22 protein-coding genes are annotated in these 24,662 nt (G+C 67.4%); 12 read left to right on the forward strand and 10 right to left on the reverse strand.

What is annotated here, in order from left to right:
* Positions 1-53 precede the first annotated feature (53 nt).
* Positions 54-665: a C39 family peptidase gene (locus VK92_RS21640; RefSeq protein ID WP_048025055.1), complete on the reverse strand. Its 612-nt coding sequence runs from the start codon at positions 663-665 to the stop codon at positions 54-56.
* A 175-nt stretch (positions 666-840) separates the two neighbouring features.
* Between VK92_RS21640 and VK92_RS21645 the strand changes: the two genes are divergently transcribed.
* Positions 841-1,080 carry a hypothetical protein gene (locus VK92_RS21645; protein WP_048025053.1) on the forward strand — a complete coding sequence of 80 codons (240 nt, stop codon included), beginning with the start codon at positions 841-843 and terminating at the stop codon, positions 1,078-1,080.
* Entirely contained in the window at positions 1,064-2,008 is a 945-nt protein-coding gene (gene yddG, locus VK92_RS21650; RefSeq protein WP_146107247.1) for an aromatic amino acid DMT transporter YddG, read from the forward strand. Before VK92_RS21645 ends, yddG begins: the two co-directional genes overlap by 17 nt.
* 72 nt (positions 2,009-2,080) lie before the next feature.
* Here the strand turns inward: yddG and VK92_RS21655 are convergent, their stop codons facing one another.
* Positions 2,081-2,713, reverse strand: a complete 633-nt coding sequence (locus tag VK92_RS21655) for a LysE family translocator (RefSeq protein WP_048025193.1) — start codon at positions 2,711-2,713, stop codon at positions 2,081-2,083.
* A gap of 123 nt (positions 2,714-2,836) precedes the next feature.
* Positions 2,837-3,733 (reverse strand): LysR family transcriptional regulator, encoded by an 897-nt coding sequence (locus VK92_RS21660; protein ID WP_048025049.1) that lies wholly within the window; start codon positions 3,731-3,733, stop codon positions 2,837-2,839.
* A gap of 318 nt (positions 3,734-4,051) precedes the next feature.
* Here VK92_RS21660 and VK92_RS21665 point away from each other — a divergent pair, with 318 nt between their 5' ends.
* Positions 4,052-4,900: a sulfite exporter TauE/SafE family protein gene (locus tag VK92_RS21665; RefSeq protein ID WP_048025047.1), complete on the forward strand. Its 849-nt coding sequence runs from the start codon at positions 4,052-4,054 to the stop codon at positions 4,898-4,900.
* 369 nt (positions 4,901-5,269) lie between these two features.
* On the opposite strand, the gene VK92_RS21670 is transcribed toward VK92_RS21665, so the two are convergent.
* Complete coding sequence (locus VK92_RS21670; RefSeq protein ID WP_048025045.1) at positions 5,270-6,226, reverse strand: LysR substrate-binding domain-containing protein; 957 nt, start codon at positions 6,224-6,226, stop codon at positions 5,270-5,272.
* Positions 6,227-6,329: 103 nt separating this feature from the next.
* Between VK92_RS21670 and VK92_RS21675 the strand changes: the two genes are divergently transcribed.
* From VK92_RS21675 to VK92_RS21685, 3 genes are all read left to right on the forward strand, one after another.
* Positions 6,330-7,655, forward strand: a complete 1,326-nt coding sequence (locus tag VK92_RS21675) for a D-serine ammonia-lyase (RefSeq protein ID WP_048025042.1) — start codon at positions 6,330-6,332, stop codon at positions 7,653-7,655.
* A gap of 53 nt (positions 7,656-7,708) precedes the next feature.
* The gene (locus VK92_RS21680) at positions 7,709-7,963 is read left to right on the forward strand and encodes a hypothetical protein (RefSeq protein WP_027791787.1); all 255 of its coding nucleotides are present in this window, start codon (positions 7,709-7,711) and stop codon (positions 7,961-7,963) included.
* A gap of 282 nt (positions 7,964-8,245) precedes the next feature.
* Entirely contained in the window at positions 8,246-8,545 is a 300-nt protein-coding gene (locus VK92_RS21685) for a DUF4148 domain-containing protein (protein ID WP_048025041.1), read from the forward strand.
* A 100-nt stretch (positions 8,546-8,645) separates the two neighbouring features.
* On the opposite strand, the gene VK92_RS21690 is transcribed toward VK92_RS21685, so the two are convergent.
* The 3 genes from VK92_RS21690 to VK92_RS21700 all read right to left on the reverse strand — a co-directional run bounded on the left by VK92_RS21690 (position 8,646) and on the right by VK92_RS21700 (position 12,445).
* Positions 8,646-10,436, reverse strand: a complete 1,791-nt coding sequence (locus tag VK92_RS21690) for a bifunctional diguanylate cyclase/phosphodiesterase (protein ID WP_048025039.1) — start codon at positions 10,434-10,436, stop codon at positions 8,646-8,648.
* A complete protein-coding gene (locus tag VK92_RS21695) occupies positions 10,433-11,563 on the reverse strand; it encodes an extracellular solute-binding protein (protein ID WP_048025038.1) in 1,131 nt (376 codons plus the stop codon). The genes VK92_RS21690 and VK92_RS21695 overlap by 4 nt, the downstream gene beginning before the upstream one ends.
* A 159-nt stretch (positions 11,564-11,722) precedes the next feature.
* Positions 11,723-12,445: a FadR/GntR family transcriptional regulator gene (locus VK92_RS21700; protein ID WP_042977492.1), complete on the reverse strand. Its 723-nt coding sequence runs from the start codon at positions 12,443-12,445 to the stop codon at positions 11,723-11,725.
* Positions 12,446-12,712: 267 nt separating this feature from the next.
* On the opposite strand from VK92_RS21700, the gene uxuA reads away from it, so the two are divergent.
* The 6 genes from uxuA to VK92_RS21730 all read left to right on the forward strand — a co-directional run bounded on the left by uxuA (position 12,713) and on the right by VK92_RS21730 (position 19,624).
* Entirely contained in the window at positions 12,713-13,777 is a 1,065-nt protein-coding gene (uxuA, locus tag VK92_RS21705; protein ID WP_197092549.1) for a mannonate dehydratase, read from the forward strand.
* Positions 13,778-13,848: 71 nt separating this feature from the next.
* Entirely contained in the window at positions 13,849-15,159 is a 1,311-nt protein-coding gene (locus VK92_RS21710; RefSeq protein ID WP_027791793.1) for an MFS transporter, read from the forward strand.
* A 129-nt stretch (positions 15,160-15,288) separates the two neighbouring features.
* Positions 15,289-16,722: an aminotransferase-like domain-containing protein gene (locus VK92_RS21715; protein ID WP_048025036.1), complete on the forward strand. Its 1,434-nt coding sequence runs from the start codon at positions 15,289-15,291 to the stop codon at positions 16,720-16,722.
* A gap of 91 nt (positions 16,723-16,813) precedes the next feature.
* Positions 16,814-17,209 carry a hypothetical protein gene (locus VK92_RS21720; RefSeq protein WP_048025034.1) on the forward strand — a complete coding sequence of 132 codons (396 nt, stop codon included), beginning with the start codon at positions 16,814-16,816 and terminating at the stop codon, positions 17,207-17,209.
* Positions 17,210-17,405: 196 nt separating this feature from the next.
* A complete protein-coding gene (locus tag VK92_RS21725; protein WP_048025033.1) occupies positions 17,406-19,190 on the forward strand; it encodes a nitrite/sulfite reductase in 1,785 nt (594 codons plus the stop codon).
* Positions 19,187-19,624 carry a DUF934 domain-containing protein gene (locus VK92_RS21730; RefSeq protein WP_048025032.1) on the forward strand — a complete coding sequence of 146 codons (438 nt, stop codon included), beginning with the start codon at positions 19,187-19,189 and terminating at the stop codon, positions 19,622-19,624. Before VK92_RS21725 ends, VK92_RS21730 begins: the two co-directional genes overlap by 4 nt.
* A gap of 78 nt (positions 19,625-19,702) precedes the next feature.
* Here the strand turns inward: VK92_RS21730 and VK92_RS21735 are convergent, their stop codons facing one another.
* The 3 genes from VK92_RS21735 to VK92_RS43065 all read right to left on the reverse strand — a co-directional run.
* The gene (locus VK92_RS21735) at positions 19,703-20,983 is read right to left on the reverse strand and encodes a virulence factor family protein (RefSeq protein WP_048025030.1); all 1,281 of its coding nucleotides are present in this window, start codon (positions 20,981-20,983) and stop codon (positions 19,703-19,705) included.
* On the reverse strand, positions 20,980-23,574 hold the full coding sequence (mprF, locus tag VK92_RS21740; RefSeq protein WP_048025029.1) for a bifunctional lysylphosphatidylglycerol flippase/synthetase MprF: 2,595 nt from the start codon (positions 23,572-23,574) through the stop codon (positions 20,980-20,982). Before mprF ends, VK92_RS21735 begins: the two co-directional genes overlap by 4 nt.
* Before the next feature lie 539 nt (positions 23,575-24,113).
* Positions 24,114-24,662: hypothetical protein (locus VK92_RS43065; RefSeq protein WP_048025190.1), on the reverse strand; the 549-nt coding region annotated here is incomplete at its 5' end.

Here is a 24,662-nt window from a genome sequence, read left to right on the forward strand (position 1 = left end):
CGTTGCGACGGGCGCCTGATGCTGCGCGCGCAGGATTCGTTGCATGCGCAACGTCATGGGGCAATCAGGATGCCGCGGTTCGCGAAATAGCGGTCGAACGTGGCGCGCGGCATCGCCACGTTCCGCTGCGTGCGCACGTCGAACCCGGACGGGTTGTGGAACAGCCAGTCACCGGTGTCGCGATTCGTGCCGAACACGAGCACCAGGTGCCCGCCCCGCGACGGCGGCTCGAAGCCGTCGTGCCGGATGCCGGGATGCACCGACGCCATCAGCATGTGCCCGTCATGCAGCTTCGGTTCGAGCGCGGCCGAATCGACTCCTTCCACCACATCGCCATCGATCCCGTAGCGCTCGCGCACCCAGTGCACGAAGGGCCGGTAATGCAGACGCTTGCCTGTGTCGCCGAGTTCGGGCCGGTAGACGCCGAACCCGACGGCCTCGCGTACCAGTTCGAGCAGCGGCACGATCGTGTTCAAACGGTATGCGAGCAACATCTTCAGGCACGCGATACCGCAGATGTTCGGGCTCCACTGCGCGTATTCCTCCGGCGTGCTGGCGCCGGAGCGATGCCACAACGGGTCGTCCTCCGCGCGCAATTCGCGGGACAGGAACCGCGAAACCAGGTGCACCGATTCCCACTGCGAGAAATACGGCACTTCCTTCATGGCTTCCCTCCCTGAAAGCGCGATACGGGCGACTGGCTGCAACGAAAACCTGACCAACTGCTCGATGCGAATCTGCTGCGCGACTATACCGCGATGGCGCACGGTGACGTGTTGTACGCCCATCTCAAGCCATTGCGCGACGACACGCGGTAGACTGCGCGCCTCGTACTCCGCCATGAGCGAGACGTTCGCGACCGTCAGCTGCTTCGGCGAAGACGACGGGACGACGCCGTTCGACAGCGACGAGGCGTCCGGGGTCGGCGGCCGTGACATGTCGATCCCGGTGAGCGGCCGGCACACCGGGATCGAGACCGTCCGGATCGACGTACCCGTGGGCCCTGCGCAGGCGGAACCGAATCATCCGATAGCGAATTTGAATGTTGAAACAGGCAGGACGCATGAAGCGCAAGAATAAGGCAACGCTCGCCGGGCTCGGCGCGGTGTTGTTGTGGGCCTCCGTGGTCGCCCTCGTTCGTGGAGTCAGCGAAAGCCTCGGCGCGACCGGTGGCGCCGCGATGATCTATACCGTGGCATCCGTGCTTCTGCTGTTCTCGATCGGGTTCCCCGACCTGAGCCGGTTCCCGAAAAACTATCTGCTCTGGGGCGGGCTGCTGTTCGTCTCGTACGAGGTGTGCCTGTCGCTGTCGATCGGCTATGCCAGCAACGGCCGGCAGGCGATCGAAGTCGCGATGGTCAACTATCTGTGGCCGAGCTTCACGCTGGTCGCGGCAATCGTGTTCAACAAGCAGCGCGCCAACCTGCTGGTCGTGCCCGGCGTCCTGCTGTCGATGCTCGGGATCTGCCGGGTGCTCGGCGGCGACCAGGGGCTCGATCCGGCCGGCATGCTGCACAACGTCACGGACAATCCGCTGAGCTATGGCCTCGCGTTCTTCGGCGCGCTGATCTGGGCCGGCTATTGCACGGTGACGGCGCGCATCGCCGACGGCAAGAACGGCGTCACGCCGTTCTTCATGCTGGTTGCGCTGGCGCTCTGGATCAAGTTCGCGATCGAAGGCGGCGGCGGCATGACGTTCAGCCTGCAGGCGGCCATCTACATCGTGCTGGCCGCATCGGCGCTGGGGTTCGGCTATGCGGCCTGGAACACCGGCATCATGCACGGCAACGTGACGATCATCGTCGGCGCATCGTATTTCACCCCGGTACTCGCCGCCATGCTCGCCGCGACGCTGCTGCATGCACCGCTGTCGATCGAATTCTGGCAAGGCGCATCGATGGTATGCGGCGGGTCGATCCTGTGCTGGCTCGCGACGCGCGGCCGGCGCAACGCAAAAGCCGCGCCCGTGCAGGCCGGCAACGAAGCGCAGGGCAACTGCCAGCGCTGACGATACCGGGTGCGTTCGTCACGATGCAACTCGGGAGCCCCCTGCTATCCCGCAACCCGTCGGCCACTCGCGTCAGCTGCGCGACTCCAGTGCGATACGCACGGCGAGTCCCGCCAGCACCGTGCCCATCAACCAGCGCTGAACCGACGCCCAGACCGGCCGCCCCGCCAGAAAACCCGCGATGGCGCCGGCCATGCAGGCAATCAGCGCGTTCACGCTGACGCTCACCGCGATCTGCACGCTGCCGAGCGCCAGCGATTGCGCGAGCACGCTGCCGTGCCCCGGCAAAATGAACTGCGGCAGCAGCGACAGATACATCACCGCGATCTTCGGATTCGCGAGGTTCGTGACGAAGCCCATCGCGAAAAGCCTGGCGCGGCTATCGTGCGGCAGCTGCCTGACCTGGAACGCCGAACGGCCGCCCGGCTTCAGCGCCTGCCACGCCAGGTACGCCAGATAAAGCGCACCGGCAAAGCGCAGCACGTCGTACGCATACGGCACGGCCAATACCAGCGCGGTGATGCCCAGCGCCGCGCACACCATGTAGAAGACGAACCCCAGCGCGACGCCGCCGAGCGACACCAGCCCGGCACGGCGGCCCTGGCAGATCGAGCGCGACACCAGGTAGATCATGTTCGGCCCGGGTGTCAGCACCATGCCGAGCGACACGAGTCCGAATGCAAGCAAGGTGGGCAAGGCCGGCACGGCAATCTCCTTCGGGGCAAAGCGGTCAGGGGCGAGTTCGATCAATGTATTGCATCTCAACCACCGCCGGCATGAATAAACTGCAAGCCGCCCATGAGCGATTTTCATCGCACCGGCCGTTCGTCACCGGCTCCTTTTCGCGCGCGCGTGAATCGCCTTCGCCGCCTTCGCGCGTTGCGCGTCGACGAGCCGCACGAACGCATCGGCGATCGCATTGCCGGACGTGTTCCACGACAGCCGGACGGAACGATGCAGCCGCGGCGAAAGCGCCAGCACGCGGCCGCCGAACGGCGTGTACGTGAGCGTGATGCGCGGAACGATCGACACGCCCATGCCGGCCTCCGCCATCGACAGGATGGTGCGCATCTCGACCACGTTGAACGCGGCGCGAAGCGGCGTGCCGCTGCGCGCGAAGTAATCCGCGATCACCGGCCCGCATCCTGCCTTCGAGAAAATGAACGGGGCCGCGGACAACTGCTTCGCCGACACGCTCTTGCGGCCCGTGAACATGCCATCCGCCGCCACCGCGACGAAGTCCTCGTCGAGCAGCGGCAGCGTGTGCGCGAAGGTCTTCGTGCCGGCCACCACGCCGACGTCGGCGGTACCGTCCTCGATCCACCCTTCGACTTCGCTGTCCGTGCCTTCGAGCAGCACCGCCGACACGCCCTGGTGCATCTCCTTCAACGCCTCGAGCGCAGGCACGACGAATGCCAGCGACACGCTCGGCAGCGACGCGACCACCAGCTTCCCTTCGAGCTTGCCGCGCGACACGCTGAACTGCTGGCGCAGCAACTGCGCTTCGCGCACCACGTTCTGGATGTACGGCCACAGGCGTTCGCCCGCCGCCGTCAGGACGACCGGCTGCCGGTCGCGCCAGAGCAGCTTGACCTCCGTGATGTCTTCCAGCTCGGTCAGTGCATGACTGATCGCGGACTGACTGCGGCTCAGGCGGTCGGCCGCGGCCGTGAGCGAGCCGAGTTCGACCACGGCTGCCAGAGCCTGCAACTGCGCAAGCGTCATCGGGTCTCCTTGTTCCAGTGAATGCATATCGCGCATGAGGCGACACACGGTCATGAATTATATTGAACCGCGTACCTGATCGCGCCGACGATACCGGCGGCACGCCACGCCCCACGCCGAATGCCCTCCGCAGCGCTCGGGTAAGATGCATCCTCGAACCGCGCGTCGATTGCCTGCGGACGCGGCCGCGCAACGGTGCGGCGCCGTGCGATCGACGCCCGGTCAAGCCGATCCAGAACACATGCGTGCAATACGCACGCGCCGCAACGGGCACCTTCGACAGCGCTCGCTGCCGGATATGCCGCGACAAGCCAATCCATGATGCATTTCAATCTGACTGAAGGTGTGCTGGTCTCCAGCCTGCAGGGGCTCGGCGCGTTCGATCTGGCCGGCATCGCCGTCGCGCTGCTGCTGGGCGGCATGGCCAAGGGGATCACGGGCATCGGTGTGCCGTTGATCGCGATGCCGATACTCAGCCAGTTCCTGCCGATCCGGCATGCGGTGCTGCTGCTGTCGATGCCGATCATCCTCGGCAACATTCCGCAGGCGCTGGAAGGCGGCCAGGTGCTGGCGACGGCACGCAAGATCGCCGCACCGATCGCGGGCACCGTGATCGGCAATATCGTCGGTGTCGCGATCCTGCTCTCGCTCAATCCGGGTCATGCGCAGGCGGCGTCCGGTGCACTGCTGATCGTCGCGGCGACGCTGATGCTCGCGGCGCCGAAGCTCAACCTGCCTCCCGCATGGCAGAAGCCCGTCGGCTTTGTACTCGGCTTCGGCGCCGCGCTGATGGAAAGCATCGCGTCGGTTCCCGGCCCGCTGCTCGCCACCTACCTGATTTCGTCCGGCGCGACCGGGCGCGCCTTCACGAAGCAGATCGCGATCATCCTCGTGGTGTCGATCGTCACGCTGCTCACGACGTTCAGCGGCGCCGCGCACGCGAGCGCCGCCGACCTCGCGATCTCGGCGGCGGCCAGCCTGCCGGCCATTGCCGGCATGTGGCTCGTCCGCCCGCTGCGGGACAAGATGTCGCCCCGGAGCTTCAGGATGGTCGTGCTGCTCTTCGTGCTCGTCGCGGCCTCGCAGATGATCTGGAAATCGGGCGTGTTCCGGCACGGCGGATCGCACGTTACCCAGCCGGACAACACGCACGCGGTCAAGCAATGACGGGCGGCGGATTGCCATCGATCCCGCATGCGTTCTGAAAGCTGCCGAGCGTAGTATTCGCGGACCCGGCGTATCGCCGCGCCCGACGATGCGAACGATACGTCACCGACTGTCCTGCTCGCACGCCGATGTCCGCATCGGCGCTGCCACGCTTTCAGAGACCTGCAATGGAAACCTACGTGTTGCTCGGCTGCGGATTCGGCCTTGGCCTGTTGATCGCCATCTGGGGTATCTGGCAACTCAAGTAACGCTCGCCAGCCGCGTCCGTGCGCAAGCATTCCGTATGGAGACGGACGGGAAATCGTAGTGTGCGGCGGCACTCGTTTCTCAACTACTTCGCACTCCGACCCAGCCATCCGGCAGCTTCGGCTACCCGTGCCGTCTTCCGTTCGAAAGCAGGCGTGACCGAGCCGCCTCGAAGCGTGCGCACTCGGCCTTGAGCCAGTCCGAAAAAACCGTGGTGCGCGGATCGTCGGGATTGCGTGACAACAGCATGTAGCGCGCCGGCGCACGCACGTGCCTGCCGAATACATCCACGAGCCGTCCGCTCGCGATCTCGTCGTGTACCAGCGCGGCGCGCCCCATCGCGACGCCCTGATGGTTCAGCGCAGCCGTGATTGCCAGGCTGGAGAAATTGAACTGCGGGCCGTCAAGAAGCGCCATCCACGCGGGACGAACCGCCTCCAGCCACGTGCGCCACTCCACGAACTCGGGCGCGCCGCCCCACGGAGCCGCGTCGTGCAGCAGGACGACGCCATCCAGAGACTCCCCGCCGGCAAAGGACGGATGCTGCGCCAGATACGCGGGCGTGGCGACCGGAAACAGGATTTCGTCGAGGATGGCCTCGGCATGCAGCCGCCCGTATTGCACCGGGTCGTAGCGCACCGCCACGTCGATGTCGTCGGTCTCCAGGGCCTGACGATCCAGCACCTGAAACTCGGCCTTCACGCGAACCGGCACGTCCGGTTGCAGCCGATGAAATCCGGACAGGCGCGGCATCAGCCATTGCAGCGCGAGCGACGGCAGACAGCTCACCTGCAGCGGCGCGTCCGGCATGTCGAGCGCCTGAAGCGTGCGATGGATGTCGCCGAACGCGCTCGACATCGTTCCGAGCAGGGTCGCGCCCTTCTCGGTCAACTTCAGCCCGCGCGCCTGACGCACGAACAGCGGGTAACCCAGCCGGTCCTCCAGGTTCCGGATCTGCTGGCTCACGGCGCTTTGCGTCAGGTTGAACGCCTGTGCCGTTTTCGTGAAGCTCAGCAACCGGCCGGCTGTTTCAAAGCACAGCAACGCACCAAGGATCGAACCGTCGAGTCGCATCGTTATAAGTCAGGCTAATGCATTCATTAGAAATCGGCGCTTTTGCGCAACCGGTTCGAATCGTAGCATTCAAGCCTGATTCCCCGTTCATCCGACGCAAGACCGATCCATGACCTTCACGCTGCAGCCTTCCGACCTATTAGCCAAGCTGCAATCACGCCACCCGCTGCTGTGGCTGAACCCCCACGCCGGCAGCCCGATGCCGCACGACGCACCGGCGATCGACGCCATTGCGATGGCCGAAGCGCGGCTGGCGCGCTGCGAACCGCTGATGGCCGAGCTGTTCCCCGAACTCGCGGCGAGCGCGGGAAAAATCGAATCGCCGCTGATGCCGGCAGACAGCCTGCAGCGCAGCTTGTCACTCCCGGCAGACGAACACGGCGCGTGGTTCATCAAGCGCGACGACGCACTGCCGGTCGCCGGCTCGATCAAGGCGCGCGGCGGCTTTCATGAAGTGCTCGCGCTCGCGGAGTCGATCGCGATCGAACACGGCCTGCTCGAACCCGCGGGCGACCGTCGGCTCCTCGCATCGACCGCCGCACGCGAACTGTTTGCCGCGCACACCGTCATCGTGGGCAGCACCGGCAATCTCGGCCTGAGCATCGGCGTGATGGCCGCCGCGCTGGGGTTCGAGTCGGTCGTCCACATGTCGACCGACGCGAAGCCGTGGAAGAAGGCGCGCCTGAGAGCACGCGGCGTTCGCGTGATCGAACATGACGGCGACTACGCGCAAGCCGTCGCGGCGGGACGCGCGCAGGCACGCAATCAGCCGCGCAGCCACTTCGTCGACGACGAAGGCTCGCTGATGCTATTCCTCGGCTACGCGGCCAGTGCCCGGCATCTCGCCGCGCAGCTCGCCGGGGCGGGCCGCGTCGTGGATGCGGCGCATCCGCTCTTCGTCCATGTCCCGTGCGGCGTCGGCGGCGCGCCGGGCGGGATCGCCTACGGCCTCAAGGCGCTGTTCGGCGAGCACGTGCATTGCTTTTTCGCGGAACCCGTCGCTTCGCCGTGCATGCTGGTCCAGCTGGCCGCCGGCCCCGGGAAGCCCGTCTCCGTCTACGACGCGGGGCTCGACAACCGGACCGAGGCCGATGGCCTGGCAGTCGCGCAGGCGTCGCACCTCGTCAGCCCGCTGATGGCGTCCCAGCTGTCGGGCGTCTTCACCGTCAGCGACGCGCAGCTTTACGCGCAGTTGCTCGCGGTCCGGCGCGCGACGGGCGTGGAACTCGAGCCGTCGGCCGCCGCTGCCGTCGGCGGCCCCGGCTGGCTGGCGCACTCCCCGGCCGGAAAGGACTACGTGCATCGCCATGCGATCGACCTGCGCCGGGCGACGCACGTCATCTGGGCGACGGGCGGCTCGCTCGTGCCGCCGGAAGAACATCGCCGCTTCCAGTCGCATGCGACAGCGCTCGCCGATGCCGCGCCCGGCGCGTGACGCGTTCGGGCCCGCGTCCAGCCCCGTTCCCGAAGACGCGTTAGACTGTCCGGATGGAACAATGCCGTTATTGCCAGAGAATCCGCGATGAATGGGATTGCCACGGTGACGAATGCCGCCGGGCGATCGCCAAGGCGCTGCGCCGGCAGCGCGCGGGCCTGCCCATGGTGCCCGATCGCATCCGCAACGAACTGCCGTCCGGCGCGCCGACCCAGCAGGTGATCGCCGTGCTGTCGCGCCAGCGCCTGCGCGCGCGCCGCGGCAACGAGGAACGCCGGGAACGCAAGGAAATCGACGACGACGTCTGACCCGTCGGCAACGCAACCCTTCCGCCGCCTCTCCACCCGCGCTTTCGCCGCCCGGCACCTGTCCGCGTACGCCGTCCGCGTGGCGCGCATTCGCTCCGCTCCCTTGCAAATCCGGCAACATCGAATAGGGACGGAACGCGTATATCCCGGAATTATTACTCCAGCGACAACGATCTTTCACCAAAACTCACGTTTACCCTAGGTCGACCGGCGCCTACGATGTAATCAACCGCTTACGACATGGTGTCGAACGCGGAAAGCCAATAAACATCGGAGGTCATCATGAAATCGCTCGTTTCCGCAGTCGTTGCCGCTGTCGCCCTGTCCGCTTCGTTCGGCGCATTCGCCCAAAGCACCGTCACCCGCGCGCAAGTGAAGAACGAACTGGTTCAGCTCGAACAAGCCGGCTACAAGCCGAGCCAGGCGAGCCCGCACTACCCGGCCGACATCGAAGCCGCGCAAGCCCGCGTGCGCGGCGCCGACAACAGCGGCTACGGTGCGCAACCGGCCGCGACCGTCCAGGGCGGCGCACCGGCCGTCAAGGTGCAGAACCCGCGCGACTCGGTCTACTTCGGCCACTAAGCCTGCCGCCGCGCGCCTTCGCGCGCAGCCCGCACCATCAACGAGCCCGTCCCGCGACGGGCTCGTTGCGTTTGCATCGCACGTATCGTGCGGCCGGCCGTCACCGGCTTCCGCCCGACGCGACGCGGCCGGCCGCTTCGTCCGCCCCGCCGCCGGCGGCACGCCCGCTGCCGACCAGCTCCTGGTAGCGCACGTATGCGCATTGCGCAGACGCCTTCGCCGCGTACATCGCCGCATCCGCCTTGACGAGCAGTTCCTCGGCGGACGCGCCGTCGGCCGGAAACTCGCTGACGCCGATGCTCGCGCCGACGGCCATGCGTCTATCACCGAACTCCAGTTCTTCAGCCATCACGAGCTGGATGCGCGACGCGACGTCGCCGATCACCGCCGGTGAGCGCACGTCCGCAATCAGCACGATGAATTCGTCGCCGCCGAGCCGCGCGACCATGTCGCCGCCGCGCAGCACGAGGCTCAACCGCTTGGCGACCGCGACGAGCGCGCGGTCGCCGGCCGAGTGCCCGTGCTGGTCGTTGATCTGCTTGAAGCGGTCGAGATCGACGAACATCACGGCCAGCCCTTCATGCATCGCGGCCGCCCGCCGGATCGCGGCGTCGAGCTGCTCCATGAACAGCAGGCGGTTCGGCAGCGCGGTCAGCGCATCGTGGCCGGCGAGGTGCGTGAGCTCCCGCTGCTTCGCGCGCAGCATCGCGACCTGCGTGCGGATCTCGACGCGCATGCTGTCGAAACAACGCGCGAGCACGCCGATCTCGTCGGCGCGCCCGACCGGCAGCTGCTCGGTGGCCGGATCGTCGAACACGTGCGTCGCCGCGCGCGCGAGCGTCTGCAGCGGCCGCGTGATCGCACGCGCGAACAGGATCGCGAGAATGACCGCCATCAGGCTCGATACGAGCACCATCCGGATGATCCGCTCGCCGAGCACGCCGGCCGGCACGAGCACGTCGGCCAGCGGACGCCCCATCCCGAGCACGACGAAGCGGTTGCCCTCGTCGTGCCCGAACGGCGTGCGCGCGAACGCGAACATCTGCCCCGGCGCATCGGCGGGATCGGTCAGGCCGTTGAGGGTAACGTTCGTGCGGGCGCTGTCGAACAGCGCGCGCGTGACGGCGAAGCGGTCCTGCATCAGCACGCGCCGCCCGCGATCGAAGCCGAACGTCTGCGACGGATCGGGGTGCACGAGGAAATCGCCCCACTCGTTCGCGAGATACACCGCGTAGTCTTCCGGCAGATCGCGCTCGAGCCGGTCGAACACGCGCGACAGTTCGACATCGACGACGAGTGCGCCGACCGTCTGGCCCGACGCGTCGACGACCGGCGTGCCCACGCGCAGGATCGGCAGCCCCTCGGCCGCGTGCGTTCCCGTCTCGTGGTTGATCACGATCGGCGACAGGTAGATATGACCCGGTGCCGTCGCGAGCGTATCGAATACGTAGGAAAACTGTCCTTTCTCCTGGAACGCGCTGTCCGGCAGCACGACGATGCCGTGCGCATCGCGATCGACGCGAATGCGTTCGAGCCCGAAATCCCCGCGCGCGATCAGGCGAACCTGAAGGTATTCCGGGTGATTTCTCATGAAGCTGTAGAACACCTGCTCGAGCCGCGCGCGTGCCGCGCCATCCCGGTTGTCGCCGCCCGAGACCAGCGCGCACGACGGCATCTGCGCGAGCACGAGCGCATCGTCCGCGACGTCGGACAGCGCGGTGGTGAAGCGTTGCCCGAGCAGTTGCGTCGACATCAGCAGGCTGTGCTGTGCCTCCTGCACGAGCATCGCGCGGTTCGCGCGATACGCGTAATAGCCGGTCGTGCCGGACGCGATCACGCCGATGCACGCGAACAGCACCGACAGTTTCGATGTGAGCCCGAGCCGGATCATTTTCCGAACCGCTCCGGACGGTCGCCCGACACGATGCGGCTCCACAGCGATTCGCGCCGCGCGATGTCCTCGACGGGCTGGAGCCAGACGAGATGCTGGTGCCCGGTGTCGAGGCCCGGCGGCGGCGCGAACGTGTTCGCGAGGCCCTGGCGTTCGGTCAGCAGCGCACCGATCGCCGGTTCGAGCATGTAGTTGATCCATGCGAACGCGAGCTCGGGATGCTGCGCGCCGCGCGTGACGGCCCAGCAGTCGAGCCACGCGAGCGCACCTTCGTCCGGGATCACGTAGCCGACGTCCGCGCCGGCGCGCCGCAGCAGTTCCACCTGCTGCGTGCCGTAATTGCCGAACATCAGCGCCGCGCGATGCTGGACGAACAGCGCGGTCGCCTCTTCAGGAAGCGTGTAGTACGTCAGCAGGTTGCGGCGCAGGTCGATCAGCTTGTGCGCGACGGCGAGCGTCTGCGCGGGCGACAGGCGGAACGGATCGGGATAGCCGAGCGCCAGCGCCGCGAACGAAAAATTGTGCTGCGCGCTGTTGAAGTCGAGCACCTTGCCGCGGTAGCGCGGATTCCACAGCTCCCGCATCGAGCGCGGCACGGCGGAAACCTGCTTGCGGTCGTAGATCAGCCCCATCGACGAATACGTAAACGGGATCGCATAGGCAGCCCCCTCTTCCACGAGCCCGTCGATCGTCGCGAGCTGCTGGAAGTTCGGCAACTGCCGCCGCCGGTTCGGGATGCGCGTCAGGTCGATCGGCGCGAGCAGACGTTCGTGCGCGTAGCGCTGGATCTCGGCCGTGTTTGCGGCCAGCACGTCGTACGGCGGCGGCGCCGCGCTGTGCATCCGCGTCCACAACGCTTCGTCGGAGTCGACGAACGTCACTTCGACGCGTACGTGAAATTGCGCCTCGAACGCGCTGACGACATCGCTGTCCGCATAACCGGGCCATGCGAGCACGCGCAGCACGTTGTCGTTGACGGTTTCGGGAGAGGCGGCGAGCACCGGCAGCGCAGCGGCAAGTAAGCCTGCCGTCAAAATGATGAGCAGCCTGCGCACGGCGATACGTACGCGTGTACGTGCGCCGATTCCCCTGATCAATCGGACCCCGCGTGAATCGCCCCGCTGCATTCGACTGTCCTTTTTCGAGTCGATGCGATATCACGCAACAAGACCATAAAACCTACGGTCGCGCAATTGGAAGAAGCCGTATACGGCGCCCGCGCGCCATCAGCGACGCCGCATGCCGGTGCCGTTACGGCGGGCCGTTTCCGTCGACCGGAACGAACGTCAGCGCCACGCCTGCGTGAATTCCGCGATCACGCGCGACAGGTGTGCGCCCATCGCCTCGCGTGCAGCCGCCGCGTCGCGCGCCATGATCGCCGCGAAGATCCGCTGGTGATCCTCCTGCGATGCCTCGCGCAGCGCGCTCGAGTGAAAGTGCTCCTCGATCTTGTCCCACAGCGGATCGCTGCGCGCGCAGTCCCACATCGCGGTGACCATGTGCAGCAGCACCGTGTTGCCGGTCGACTCCGCGATGCGCAGGTGGAACTGGCGATCGGCCGCGTCGTACGCGGCCTTGTCGTCCATCTGTTCGCGCATCGTCGTCAGCGAGAAGAACAGCCGGTCGAGATCCGCATCCTTGCGTTCGGTCGCCGCGAGCGCGGCGACTTCCGCCTCGATCAATCCGCGCGCGCGCAGCGTCTCGATCGGCCCGGGGCCGCGCGGCACCTCGAACGTCACCGGCCGCGCGGCATCGGCCGCCGATACGTAGATGCCCGAACCGATCCGCACCTCGACGATCCCCTGCACCTCGAGCGCGATGATCGCCTCGCGCACCTGCGTGCGGCTCACGCCGAACTGGTCGGCCAGGCTGCGCTCGGACGGCAGCCGCGCGCCGGCCTCGAACGCACCGGCAGCCACCATCGCGTGAATCTGCCGCGCGAGGCCGATATAGGAGCGGTCCGCGGCATCGGTATCGCGGCTGGCTGGCTGGCTGGAAAGATCGGTCATCGAAAGGCTCGCAACAGGCTGGCCGGCGCCGTCGCGGCGCCGGATCGGCAAAATGGTACACCAATTTCGGCCAGCGTCCGGTTCGACGTATTGGCCGGCGCGCGGGGGTGTGCGCCGAAGCGTCATGCCGCCGGTTGCGATCCCAACAACTGGTAAACCACTATCCCGCGTAACTGGCATACCAATCATAATCCGCACACCGGAAACGGGCCGGCACGCCGCCGCCCGTTCGTCCGATGCATCAACCGCCAGCCAGGAGCCGCTCCAGTGAAGATGTCTTTCCGTTGGTACGGCGAGTCCGATCCGGTCTCGCTGCAATACATCCGCCAGATCCCGGGCGTCACGCATATCGTGTCGGCGATCTACGACGAACCGGTGGGCGAAGTCTGGCCCGCGCACAAGATCGGCGCGCTGAAGGCGACGATCGAACGCGCCGGCCTGCAGTTCGAAGTCGTCGAATCGGTGCCGGTGCACGAGGACATCAAGCTCGGCAAGCCGGGCCGCGACCGCCTGATCGACAACTACCGTCAGACGATTCGCCACCTCGGCGCGGCCGGCGTGCGCGTCATCTGCTACAACTTCATGCCTGTCTTCGACTGGACGCGCACCGAGCTGTCGAAGACGCTCGACGACGGCTCGACCTGCCTCGCGTTCAGCACCGACGCGGTCGACCGGATCGATCCGGACGACGGCATCGCGCTGCCGGGCTGGGATTCGAGCTACCAGCCCGAACAGTTGCAGGCGCTGCTCGCCGAGTATCGCGACGTCGACGAAGCGGCGCTGTGGGCGAACCTCGAATACTTCCTGAAGGCGATCGTCCCGGTCGCCGAGGAAGCCGGCGTGAAGATGGCGATCCACCCCGACGATCCGCCGCGCCCGATCTTCGGGCTGCCGCGCATCGTGAAGAACCGCGACGATCTCGCGCGGATCGTGCGCATCGTCGACACGCCCGCGAACGGGCTGACGCTGTGCTCGGGTTCGCTCGGCGCGGGCCCGCAGAACGACGTCGAGGCGCTCGTGCGCGAATTCGGCGCGATGGGCCGCATCCACTTCGCGCACATCCGCAACGTGAAGGTCGACGCGAACGGCGATTTCGAGGAAACGGCGCATCTGTCGAGCTGCGGCTCGCTCGACATCGCCGCGATCGTGAAGGCGTACCACGACACCGGCTTCACCGGCTACGTGCGCCCCGACCACGGCCGCATGATCTGGGGCGAGACGGGCAAGCCCGGTTACGGCCTCTATGACCGCGCGCTCGGCGCGGTCTACCTGAACGGCCTGTGGGAAGCGCTCGCGAAGTTCGACCGCACGCCGTCGCCAGTCACCCGATAAGCCACCCATCGAGGCGGCCGGCGCAGCGGATCGCCGGCCGTCCGTCACGACATTCCGCGCGGAGACACCGCATGCCACGCATCCGATGGGCCATGATCCTGATGTGCTTCCTGGCCAACGTCATCAACTTCATCGATCGCGCGAACCTCGCGATCGCGGCGCCCAGCATCCGCGCCGACCTCGGCCTCGACGCGGTCGGCATGGGGCTCGTGCTGAGCGCATTCTTCTGGACCTACGCGTTCCTGCAGTTGCCGGCCGGCTGGTTCATCGACAAGGTCGGCGTGCGCGTGAGCCTCGCGCTCGCGGTCGGCTGGTGGTCGGTGTTCACCGTCGCGACGGGCGCCGCGCGCGGCCTCGCGCAGCTCGTCGGCGTGCGGCTGATGCTCGGCGTCGGCGAGGCGGCCGCGATCCCGTCGTTCGCGAAGGTCGCGTTCAACTGGTTCCCGCGCAGCGAACGCGGGCTCGCGAGCAGCATCTTCGACAGCGGCTCGCGCGTCGGCTCCGCGCTGTCGCTGCCGCTCGTCGCGTGGCTGATCTCGATCGTCGGCTGGCGCGGGTCGTTCGTGATCACGGGCGGCATCGGCATCGTGTGGGCGCTGGCGTGGTGGTTCGTCTATCGCGACCCGGAACGCTATCGCGCGATCGCGCCTGACGCCGTCGATGCCCTGCTCGCGCAACGCGGCGCACCGGCCGTTGCGGCCGCAACCGACGGCCCGAAGGTGTCGTGGCTCGACCTGTTCCGCTATCGCACCGTGTGGGGCATGATGATCGGCCTGTTCTGCCTGAACTTCGCGATCTACTTCTTCATCACGTGGTTCCCGAGCTACCTGCTGCAGTCGCGCGGCTTCTCGCTCGCGTCGCTCGGCACGTGGGGCATGCTGCCCGCGCTGCTCGCGATTCCCGGCGGCTGGCTCGGCGGCTACGTGTCCGACAGCCTGTTCCGCCGCGGCTGGAGCGCGACTGCCGCGCGCAAGACCTGCCTCGTGCTCGGGATGCTGCTGTCTTCGTCGATCGCGCTGTCGGCCTTCGTCGAGAACGTCTGGGCGTGCCTTGCGCTATTCGCGCTCGCGTATGCCAGCCTGTCGTTCGCGGGCGCCAACGTGTGGACGCTCGTCGGTGAAGTCGCACCGACGCCGGCGCATGTCGCGTCGCTCGGCGGCATCCAGAATTTCGCCGGCAATCTCGCGGGGATCTTCATCACGACGTTCACGGGCGTGATGCTGTCGATCACGAAGGGCTCGTTCGTCGTGCCGCTCGCGGTGGCCGGTGCGTTGTGCGTGGTCGGCGCGCTGTCGTACCTGTTCATCGTCGGCAAGGTCGAGCCGCTGCCGCCGCTGCGCGGCGGTGCGAACCGACGGAACGTGGAACCGAACGCGGCCTGACGCGGCAGGAACGCGCGGTCGACACGCGTGCACTTTCCTTTTCGGGCCGCGCATCGGACAATGAGCCGCGCCCGCCGGCGCGGCGCCAGTCCGGCCCGCGCGTGGCGACGGCGCGCACCACCCTCGCCGATGAAACGCTACGAAACCCTCGCCCACACGATCGCCGACGACATCCGCAACGGCAACCTCGCCGTCGGCACGCGGCTGCCGTCGCTGCGGCAGATCATCGCGCAGCACGGCGTGAGCCAGTCGACGGTGTTTCGCGCGTACTACCTGCTCGAACAGTGGGGGCTGATCCGCGCGCGCGAACGCTCGGGCTACTACGTCGCGCCCGGCGCAACGCCGGAGGCGGGCCCGGCGCCCATGCGCCGCGCGAAACGGGCCGGCGCCACGCGCAAGGTCGACATCAGCAGCCTCGTGTTCTCCGTCCTCGACGCGGCCACGCAGCCCGGCATCGTGCCGCTCGGCTCCGCATTCCCGTCGCCGCAACTGTTTCCGTTGCCGCGCCTCGCGAAATCGCTCGCGCAGGCCACGCGGCTCGTCAGCCCGTGGAGCACGGTCGTCGACCTGCCGCCCGGCAACGAGGCGCTGCGCCAGCAGATCGCCCGGCGCTATCTCGCGACGGGCATCTCGCAGCCCATCGACGAGATCGTCGTCACGAACGGCGCGCTCGAGGCGCTGAACCTGTGCCTGATGGCCGTCACGCGGCCCGGCGACGTCGTGGCCGTCGAAGCGCCCGGCTTCTATGCGGCGTTGCAGGCGATCGAACGGCTCGACCTGCGCGCTGTCGAGATTCCCGTCGATCCGCGCACGGGCCTCGATCTCGATGCGCTCGCGAACGCGCTCGACCGGCACGACATTCGCGCGTGCTGGTTCATGACCAATTTCCAGAATCCGACCGGCGTCACGCTGTCCACCGAAAAAAAGCGTGCGCTCGTCGAAATGCTCGCCGCACGCGACGTGCCGCTGATCGAGGACGACGTATACGGCGAGCTGCATTTCGGCCCCGACTACCCGCTGCCCGCGCGCGCGTTCGATCGGCATGGGCTCGTGATGCACTGCAGCTCGTTCTCGAAGACGCTCGCGCCCGGCTACCGGATCGGCTGGGCCGCCGCCGGCCGGTTCGCGGAGAAGGTGCAGCGGCTCAAGCTGATGACGACGCTGTCGGCCAGCATTCCCGCGCAGGCCGGCATCGCGAACTATCTCGAGCACGGCGGCTACGACCGGCACTTGCGCAAGCTGCGCGGCGCGCTGCACGCGCAGCTCGACCGGATGGACGACGCGCTGCGGCGCTGGCTGCCGGCCGGCGTCGAGTGGGTGCGGCCCGAAGGCGGCTATTTTCTGTGGCTCGCGTTTCCCGACGCGATCGACGCGATGGAGCTGCATCGCCAGGCGATCGCACGCGGAATCAGTTTCGCGCCGGGGCCGCTGTTTTCGGCCGCGCACGGCTTCGAACGTTGCGTGCGCGTGAACTTCGGCCATCCGTGGAGCCGCGACATCGAACGCGCGATCCGCGTGCTCGGCGAGCTGGTCGCGCAGCCGTCGGTCCGCAAGGGTGATTGAAGCGCACACGGTGCGCCGCCTGCGTCACGACCATGCACGCAACCGGTGCGCGGGTTACAGTGCTGATCCCGCCGCCTCTTCATGATTTCCCATGAGTCAACTGCCCTACCTCGATCACGACGCGCTGTTGAAACTGGCCACCGAAGCAGCGCACGTCACGCAGCCGTGCACCTGCACGAAAACGCCGCTCGCCGGATGGACGACCTTGCCGCTGTCGCTGCAGGCCGCGCAACTGACCGAAGTCGCCACGCTCACGCCGCCCGGCGAGGCTGAGCCGACCTACGCCGAATATCATCCGGCCGGCACGCGCTACGCGTCGGACGACGCGCCGATCGCACTGCGCCATTTCCCGTACAACCGCTGCACCGTGAGCCGCTGCCGCGCGTGCGGTCGTTTGTTCCTGCGCTATCAGGAAGGCGGCGGCTACTTCATCGACCAGCGCATCCGCGCGCTCGATCCGGCGCTCGTCGTCGACGCCGACGCGTAAGCACCCGTCGCGGGCATGCACGCATGCCCGGCCCGCGCCGGCCTCTCGCCGGCCATCTGCTGCGCCCTTTTCGTCCCGATCTGCTGCTTGTCCCGCCGCCCTGCGTTCCCTACGCTGTCTCCGGTTGCCTGACACCCGTCGCAACGTCCCCTCGAGCCGCCCGCATCGCGCCGCGGCTCTTCTCGCGTATCACGTCATGTATCGATATACCGTTTTCGACCGGGCGCTCGTGCACAGCCGCGCCGCCCAGTTTCGCGACCAGCTCGAGCGCTGGCAGCTCGGCACGCTGAGCGAAGACGCGTTCCGGCCGCTGCGCCTGCAGAACGGCTGGTACGTGCAGCGCCACGCGCCGATGCTGCGCGTGGCCGTGCCCTATGGCGAACTGTCCAGCGCGCAGCTGCGCGTGCTCGCGCGGATCGCGCGCGACTACGACGTGCCCGACGATGCCACCTACCGCGCCGCATGCGACGCGCAGGCCCTGCTCGGCACGCTGCGCCTGCCGACCCGCAGCGCGCATTTCACGACGCGCACCAACGTGCAGTTCAACTGGATTCCGCTCACGAAGGCCGCCGACGTGATGGACCTGCTCGCGACCGTCGACATGCACGGCATCCAGACGAGCGGCAACTGCATCCGCAATATCTCGTGCGACGAGCGCGCCGGCGTCGCGCCGGACGAGATCGCCGATCCGCGCCCGTTCGCCGAAGTGATGCGCCAGTGGACGACGCTGCACCCCGAATTCGCGTTCCTGCCGCGCAAGTTCAAGATCGCGATCACCGGGGCGGCCGAGGATCGCGCCGCGACCGACTGGCACGACGTCGGCCTCAAGCTCGTGCGCGACGACACGGGCGCACTCGGCTTTCGCGTGAGCGTCGGCGGCGGAATGGGCCGCACGCCGACGATCGCGACGCTGCTGCGCGCGTTCCTGCCCTGGCAGCACGTGATGAACTACATCGAGGCGATCGTCCGCGTGTACAACCGCTACGGACGGCGCGACAACAAGTACAAGGCGCGCATCAAGATCCTCGTGAAGACCGAGGGGCAACGCTACATCGACGACGTCGAGGAAGAGTTCCGCCAGATCGTCGAACACGACGGCGGGCTGCACACGATCGCCCAGGTCGAGTTCGACCGCGTCGCCGCGTCGTTCGTCGCGCCGCGCCTCAAGACGCGCACGGTCAGCCTGCGCGACGCGAACCTGCGCGTGTCGGCCCAGGCGGCACACCACCCGGCCTTCGCGCGCTGGCTCGCACGCAATGTCGCCGATCACCGCGACCCGGCGCTGCGCATCGTCACGCTGTCGTTCAAGCGCCGCCTGCAGGCACCGGGCGACGCATCGCCGGACCAGCTCGACGCGCTCGCCGATCTCGCCGACCGCTTCTCGGCCGGCGAGGCGCGCGTCACGCATACGCAGAACGTCGTGCTGCCGTGGGTGCATGTCGACGACCTGTTCCCGCTGTGGGAAAACGCCCGTGCGATCGGGCTCGCCAGCGCGAACGTCGGACTCCTGACGGACATGATCGCGTGCCCGGGCGGTGACTTCTGCGCGCTGGCGAACGCACGCTCGATCCCAATCGCCGATGCGATCGCCGAGCGCTTCCAGGATCTCGACATGCTGCATGACGTCGGCGACATCGACCTGCACATCAGCGGCTGCATCAACTCGTGCGGCCATCATCACAGCGGCCACCTCGGCATCCTCGGCGTCGACAAGGACGGCGCCGAGTGGTACCAGGTCACGCTCGGCGGCTCGGACGGCTCGACCGCGAGCGGCCCGGCGCGGCCGGGCAAGGTGATCGGCCCGTCGTTTTCGGCGGACGAGATCGTCGATGTCGTCGAAGCGATCGTCAACGCGTACCTCGACGCACGGATCGACAACGACGGCCGCAGCGAACGGTTCATCGACACCGTGCGCCGCATCGGTACGGAACCCTTCAAGGCCGCCGCGAACGACGCGCGCCATCAGGTGGAGCCAGCATGAACCAGCAAGCTTCGAACGCACACGCGCGCATCCGCCTGCTGACGCCGGCCGAACACGCCGGCGACACGCAGCCGCACGACGCCACGATGCTGACGATCGGCAACGACGAGGAACTGCCGCCGCTTGCCGGGCGGATCGCGCAAGTCACACGCATCGACCTGCAGTTCCCGTCGTTCACCGACGGCCGCGCATACAGCCAGGCGTACCTGCTGCGCAAGCGCTACGGCTTCATCGGCGACCTGCGCGCGACCGGCGAGGTGCTGGTCGACCAGTTGCTGCTGATGGAACGCACGGGGTTCTCGAGCGCGGTGCTCGGCGACGGCACGGACATCACGGCCGCGCGGCGGCAGCTCGACCGGTTCCCGGGTTTCTATCAACGCGATGCGAGAACAACGATGCAGCAGCAGAACGCGGCAACGCCCGCCGCAAAATGAAACGGGCGGCACGCTGGCCGCCCGCAAGAAGAACCGGAAAGGTCCGGCCGGTGCCCGCCGCGAAGCGGGCGCCGGCGTTCAACGCGCCGCCACCGGCTTGCCGAACGCGCCGAGAATCTTCTTCTCGAGCGCGATGTAGTCGCGGCCGAAGTGGTGATCGCCCTGCGTCTTGATCACGTCGGCACCCGTGTTCACGAGCGCCGGACACATCGTATCCTTCTCCTCCGCGCCATAGAAGCACTGCACGAGCTGCGGCGGCACCTTCGCGATTTCCGGCGCGACCTTCAGCGCCTTGTCGCTCGCGGGCATGCCGAGCCAGCCCGTCACGCGGATCTGGAAATCGGCGGCCGGCGCGAAGCCGAGCAGCGACATCACGGCGACCTTGTCGCGCAGGTCGGCCGGCAGCCGGTTGTACGCGAACGGCATCACGTCGGCACCGAACGAGTAGCCGACCAGCGCCACGCGATTCGCATGCCAGCGCGCCATGTAGGTGCGCATCACGCGCGCGAGATCGCGGCTCACCTGCGCCGGCGGCTTCTCGCTCCAGAAATAGCGCAGGCTGTCGATGCCGACCACCGATACGCCGTCGCGCTGCAGCGCCTCGGCGATCGTCTTGTCGAGATCGCGCCAGCCGCCGTCGCCCGAGATCACGATCGCGAGCTGGCCGTTGCCGCCCTTGGCCGGCAGCTCGACGAGCGGCAGATCCGACACGTCGAGTTCGTCGCTGCTGGTGGTGTCCCGCAGGTGCGACGTGACGAGCGACACGAGCTTCGCGGAATCGCCCGCGGCCGCCGTTTCGACGAAACCCGGCATCGCGCGGCGCACGATCGTCGGATCGGGCGGACACGGCTTGAAGCGCGGATCGAGCTTCGCGGCCGGATCGACCGATACGACGCCGGCAATCGTGTTCTCCGGCGCCATCGACAGGATCTGCTTCGCGATCGCGCCGCCCTGGCCCACGCCCGCGACGATCGGCGTGAAATAACGCGACGACTGCGCGAGGCGTTCGAGCTGGTGGCTGACCGCTTCGGCGTCGCCGTCGAGGTGGTGGCAGGTCTCCTGCTTCGCGGCGAGATTCGTCGCGTAACGCTCCGAATCGACGCCGACCGTCATCGCACCGGCTTTCGCGAGCGCGTCGGCCGCCTGCTGATCGGCGGCATTCCAGCCCGCCTCACGCGAGAACAGTACGACAAATCCGCGCAGCGGCCCGCTGGGTTTGGTCACGGTGACGGGCCCATAACGACCGCCCGACACGGTTTCTGCTTTTACGGCGGCAGGCTGCGTGGCGCACGCGGCGCCGGCCAGCATCATCCCCGCGCAGGCGGCTGCCGCCCGCGCGATTCCCTTCTTCAAACTCATGAACGCCGACCTCCAGCCAGCAATGACAGATCCGCGAGCGTGACGAACACGCCGACCGTGCCCGAGGCCGCGAGGTAACGCGGTTCCCAGTGCGGTTCAAACTTGCTCTTGAAAGCGCGCAAGCCGCGGAAGTTGTAGAAACGGCCACCGAAGCGCCAGACCATCAGGCCGATCCGGTGCAACGGCGACGGCATCTTCGCCGCCCCCATCCCCGAGAACGGCGCGATACCCAGGCTCAGCTTGCGGAAGCCCGCTTCCTTCAGATGCAGCGCGAGCTGCGTAAACAGATATTCCATCGCGTACGGCGACGCGTCCGGAAGATGGCGCATCACGCCGACCGTCGCCTCGGTGTTGAGGTCGGTCGTCATGAACGTGACGAACGCGATCGGCTTGTCGGCCTGCCGCACGAGCATCACCGACTGCGTCGCGAGATAACCGTCGTGGAACGCGGCCACCGAGAAGCTCTTCTCGCGCGCGTCGCGGCTGTCGAGCCAGCCGTCGGAGATGTCGCGCAAGGCCGGCAACGTAGCCGGCACGTCGGGCGGTGCGATCACCTCGACCGTCAGCGCATCCTTGTCGCCACGGCGCAGCGCGTAGCGCAGGTGCGACCGGTTCGAACCCTTCAGGTCGAACTGGTCGAGTGCGATATGCGCTTCCTCGCCGAGCTTCATCAGCGTGAGCCCCGCGTCGAGATACAGCGGCAGCGCGTTGGCGCGCACCTGGTAGAACGCCGCACGGCCGCTGTGCGCGTGTGCGAGCGCGATGAACTTGCTGATCAGCCCCGGCCACTCCTCGCGCGGCCCGACTGGGTCGTGGAGCGCGGCCCACGTGCGGCCGTTCTTGGCATACATCAGAAACGCCTGGCGGGATTCCGAGAACAGGAACGACTTGTCGCCCATCAACGCGAGGCCCGCATCGCTGCATTCCTGCGCGCGGATGATCCGTTCGGCGTCCGACAGGTCCTGCGCCGCGGGCTTCACGAAACGGCCGGGCGCCGGGCGCAGCAGTTGCCACAGCGCGAACAGCGCGACGAACACGCCGGACGCAAGCGTCGCACGCAGCGCCCGCGGCGCGCGCGCGTCGAACGAGAAATGCGACCACAGCTCGCGCGTGTACGGCACGTCGCGGAACGCGAAGAACAGCACCCACACGGCCAGCATCAGCACCATGGTCACCGACACGAACCAGCTCACCGTGAAGCGCTCGGCGAGCAGCGACGAATGGCGGTTGAAACGGCGGCGGCTGACGAGCAGCAGCACGAGCAGCGTGCCGAGCACGCCGGCCTCGACGAACGCGAGGCCTTTCGCGAGCGACAGCGCGAGGCTTGCGAGCGTCAGCGCGAAGGTCATCCACCACGCACCGTCGAGGCGGCGCAGCAGCCCGCGCGCGACGAACAGCAGCGCGACGCCGAGCACGCTGCAGATCACCTGCGAGCCTTCGAGCACCCACAGCGGCACGAGGTGGCGCAGGATCGCGATCCGGTGCCAGAACGCGGGCGTCGCGCTCGAGATCACCAGCATGCTACCGACCGCGAACGTCACGAGGCTCAGGAACACCGGCGCGAGTTGCGACACGCGCACGGCCTGCCGCGTGACGAGCCGGCGGCGCAGCGCGCGGCCCTCGAAACCGGCCAGCAGGCCGGCCGACAGCACGAGCGGCACGCCGAAATAGATTGCGCGATACGCGATGAGCGCGGCGACCATCGCGTGCGGGGGCACTTCGCGACCGAGCGTGAAGACCATCGCGGCTTCGAACACGCCGATCCCGCCCGGCGTATGGCCGATCATCCCGAGCAGCAGCGCGGCCGCATACACCGTGATGAAGGTCGGGAAACCGACCGGCGCGGCCGGCAGCAGCACCCACAGCGTCAGGCCCGCGGCAACGACGTCGAGCACCGCGTAGACGACCTGCGCGACGAGATCGCGCCGCGCAGGCACGTCGAACGACAGCCACTTGAAGCGCGTGACGACCGGGCGCGCCGTGTTGCCGCACATCGCGACGATCGCGGCCAGTATCACGAGCAGCGCGGCGCCGCCCCACGTCAGCACGCCGGGCGCGACGTGCAGCATCGCGGCGAGCGCCTCCGGCACGCAGACCATGCCGACCGCCGTCATCAACACCATCGCGAGCGCCAGCGTGCCGCTCGTGAACACCGTCATCCGGCCGATCTGCGCGGGCGTAACGCCCGACACGCCGTACACGCGTGCGCGGACCGCGCCGCCCGTCAGGGCGCCGAAGCCGGTCGCGTTACCGAGCGCGGACCCGGCGATCGCGCCGATCCACAACGCGACGCGCGGCACCTTCGCGGCGACATAACGCAGGCCGACCGCATCGCGGGCGACGAGCGCGAGATAACTGAGGGCCGTCGCGGCCAGCGATGCGCCCCACTCGCCGACGGACATGTGACGCAACTCGCGGATCACCGACCGGTAGTCGACGGATTCCGACAGGTGCTGGAAAACCACGATCAGCAGCAGGCCGATGCCGAGCGCGAGCAGCGGCGACAGCACGCGCTCGTTGCGGATCAGCGCCCGGACACGGGTGATCACCGCCGCGGCGAGGCCGGGCGAACCAGAGTGGCGGGAAGACATAGATGTTCAGTGGTGGTGCATAGCGTGTCGCGGCGCAAGACGGCCAGGCGGCGACGTATCTGGTTGTTCTGCGTGGGCGGTCGGCCGAAGGAATTGGCAGGCGGCGCCTGGATCAGAACTTACGAGTATACGGAATTTATATTACAGAATCTTTCACGCGCTCGTTGTGCGGATTTGTAGCGCCGCGTGTATCAATGTCGTATCAAAGTTCGACGACCGATCACGCGCAAGGTGCGCATCATACCGGTAACCGACGGGGATTTTTCATCGGATGAATGACTTGTGATGCATTTGGGAGAAATCTGCCGGATGGAGCGCCCCGACGAGCACGAATGCGCAAGGCCGGGCGGGCTTCTTTGAATGGGGTCAAATGCTTTCGGCCAGCTTGTCAGATCTTGCTGCCCCTTCGCCGGCCAAGTGTGCAAGGACACCCGGGCGACCCGATATCAAAGAAGCCGTGCTCGCCATGATGGCCACGGCTCAACGCGCCAAGTCGTCGGTTTGACGGCACGGGACGCTCGCCATGGCCGGCACGGCGCTTATCGTTTCAGGCGCACCACATACAAACCGGGAGCGTTCGGATAGACGCTCAGGCTGAAATTCGGCGGAGTCGAAATGAGGTTGCCCTGGATCGCCGGCTTGTACGTGACCGTCCCGCTCGATACGTCGGCCAGCTCAATAACCGGCGGAGACGGATCGGGAATGAGGTTCGACGTGAAGTTCAGGGTCAGTTTCCGGTCGGACATTTCGTAGAAACCCCCATACGTCTTGATCTCGTAGATCACATCGGCCTGCACGCCTGCGGGAACCGGATCGGGCTTGCCCAGACACACCGTCCCGTCACGGACCACGCCGTCCTGCGGCGTCTTGAACGTATACGTCGCCACGCCGTCGTCGGTCACGAGCGTCATCGTTGCATTCGGGATCGTGCTCTTCGTCAGCTGTATCGACTTGTAGCCGCTCGGACACTTGAATGTGGTGGTTTGATCGGTCGACGTGGTATCGGTCGCTGTACCGGTAGAGCCGTTGTTGCTGGTGCTGGTGTTACCGGTTGCGGTTGTGGTGGGGCCTGTCAGGAATTTCGTGTT

The organism is Burkholderia sp. LK4 (assembly GCF_001043615.1).
Taxonomy (GTDB): Bacteria; Pseudomonadota; Gammaproteobacteria; order Burkholderiales; family Burkholderiaceae; genus Burkholderia; species Burkholderia cepacia.

Coding starts and splice junctions, on each gene's coding strand:
- VK92_RS21700 (WP_042977492.1), bottom strand. CDS start 12,445: ATGACCGATCTTTCCAGCCAGCCAGCCAGCCGCGATACCGATGCCGCG.
- VK92_RS21695 (WP_048025038.1), bottom strand. CDS start 11,563: ATGCAGCGGGGCGATTCACGCGGGGTCCGATTGATCAGGGGAATCGGC.
- VK92_RS21665 (WP_048025047.1), top strand. CDS start 4,052: ATGATGCATTTCAATCTGACTGAAGGTGTGCTGGTCTCCAGCCTGCAG.
- VK92_RS21640 (WP_048025055.1), bottom strand. CDS start 665: ATGAAGGAAGTGCCGTATTTCTCGCAGTGGGAATCGGTGCACCTGGTT.
- VK92_RS21730 (WP_048025032.1), top strand. CDS start 19,187: ATGAACCAGCAAGCTTCGAACGCACACGCGCGCATCCGCCTGCTGACG.
- VK92_RS21710 (WP_027791793.1), top strand. CDS start 13,849: ATGCCACGCATCCGATGGGCCATGATCCTGATGTGCTTCCTGGCCAAC.
- VK92_RS21675 (WP_048025042.1), top strand. CDS start 6,330: ATGACCTTCACGCTGCAGCCTTCCGACCTATTAGCCAAGCTGCAATCA.
- VK92_RS21690 (WP_048025039.1), bottom strand. CDS start 10,436: ATGATCCGGCTCGGGCTCACATCGAAACTGTCGGTGCTGTTCGCGTGC.
- VK92_RS21735 (WP_048025030.1), bottom strand. CDS start 20,983: ATGAGTTTGAAGAAGGGAATCGCGCGGGCGGCAGCCGCCTGCGCGGGG.
- VK92_RS21685 (WP_048025041.1), top strand. CDS start 8,246: ATGAAATCGCTCGTTTCCGCAGTCGTTGCCGCTGTCGCCCTGTCCGCT.
- VK92_RS21680 (WP_027791787.1), top strand. CDS start 7,709: ATGGAACAATGCCGTTATTGCCAGAGAATCCGCGATGAATGGGATTGC.
- VK92_RS21660 (WP_048025049.1), bottom strand. CDS start 3,733: ATGACGCTTGCGCAGTTGCAGGCTCTGGCAGCCGTGGTCGAACTCGGC.
- mprF (WP_048025029.1), bottom strand. CDS start 23,574: ATGTCTTCCCGCCACTCTGGTTCGCCCGGCCTCGCCGCGGCGGTGATC.
- VK92_RS21645 (WP_048025053.1), top strand. CDS start 841: ATGAGCGAGACGTTCGCGACCGTCAGCTGCTTCGGCGAAGACGACGGG.
- VK92_RS21715 (WP_048025036.1), top strand. CDS start 15,289: ATGAAACGCTACGAAACCCTCGCCCACACGATCGCCGACGACATCCGC.
- yddG (WP_146107247.1), top strand. CDS start 1,064: ATGAAGCGCAAGAATAAGGCAACGCTCGCCGGGCTCGGCGCGGTGTTG.
- VK92_RS21725 (WP_048025033.1), top strand. CDS start 17,406: ATGTATCGATATACCGTTTTCGACCGGGCGCTCGTGCACAGCCGCGCC.
- VK92_RS21720 (WP_048025034.1), top strand. CDS start 16,814: ATGAGTCAACTGCCCTACCTCGATCACGACGCGCTGTTGAAACTGGCC.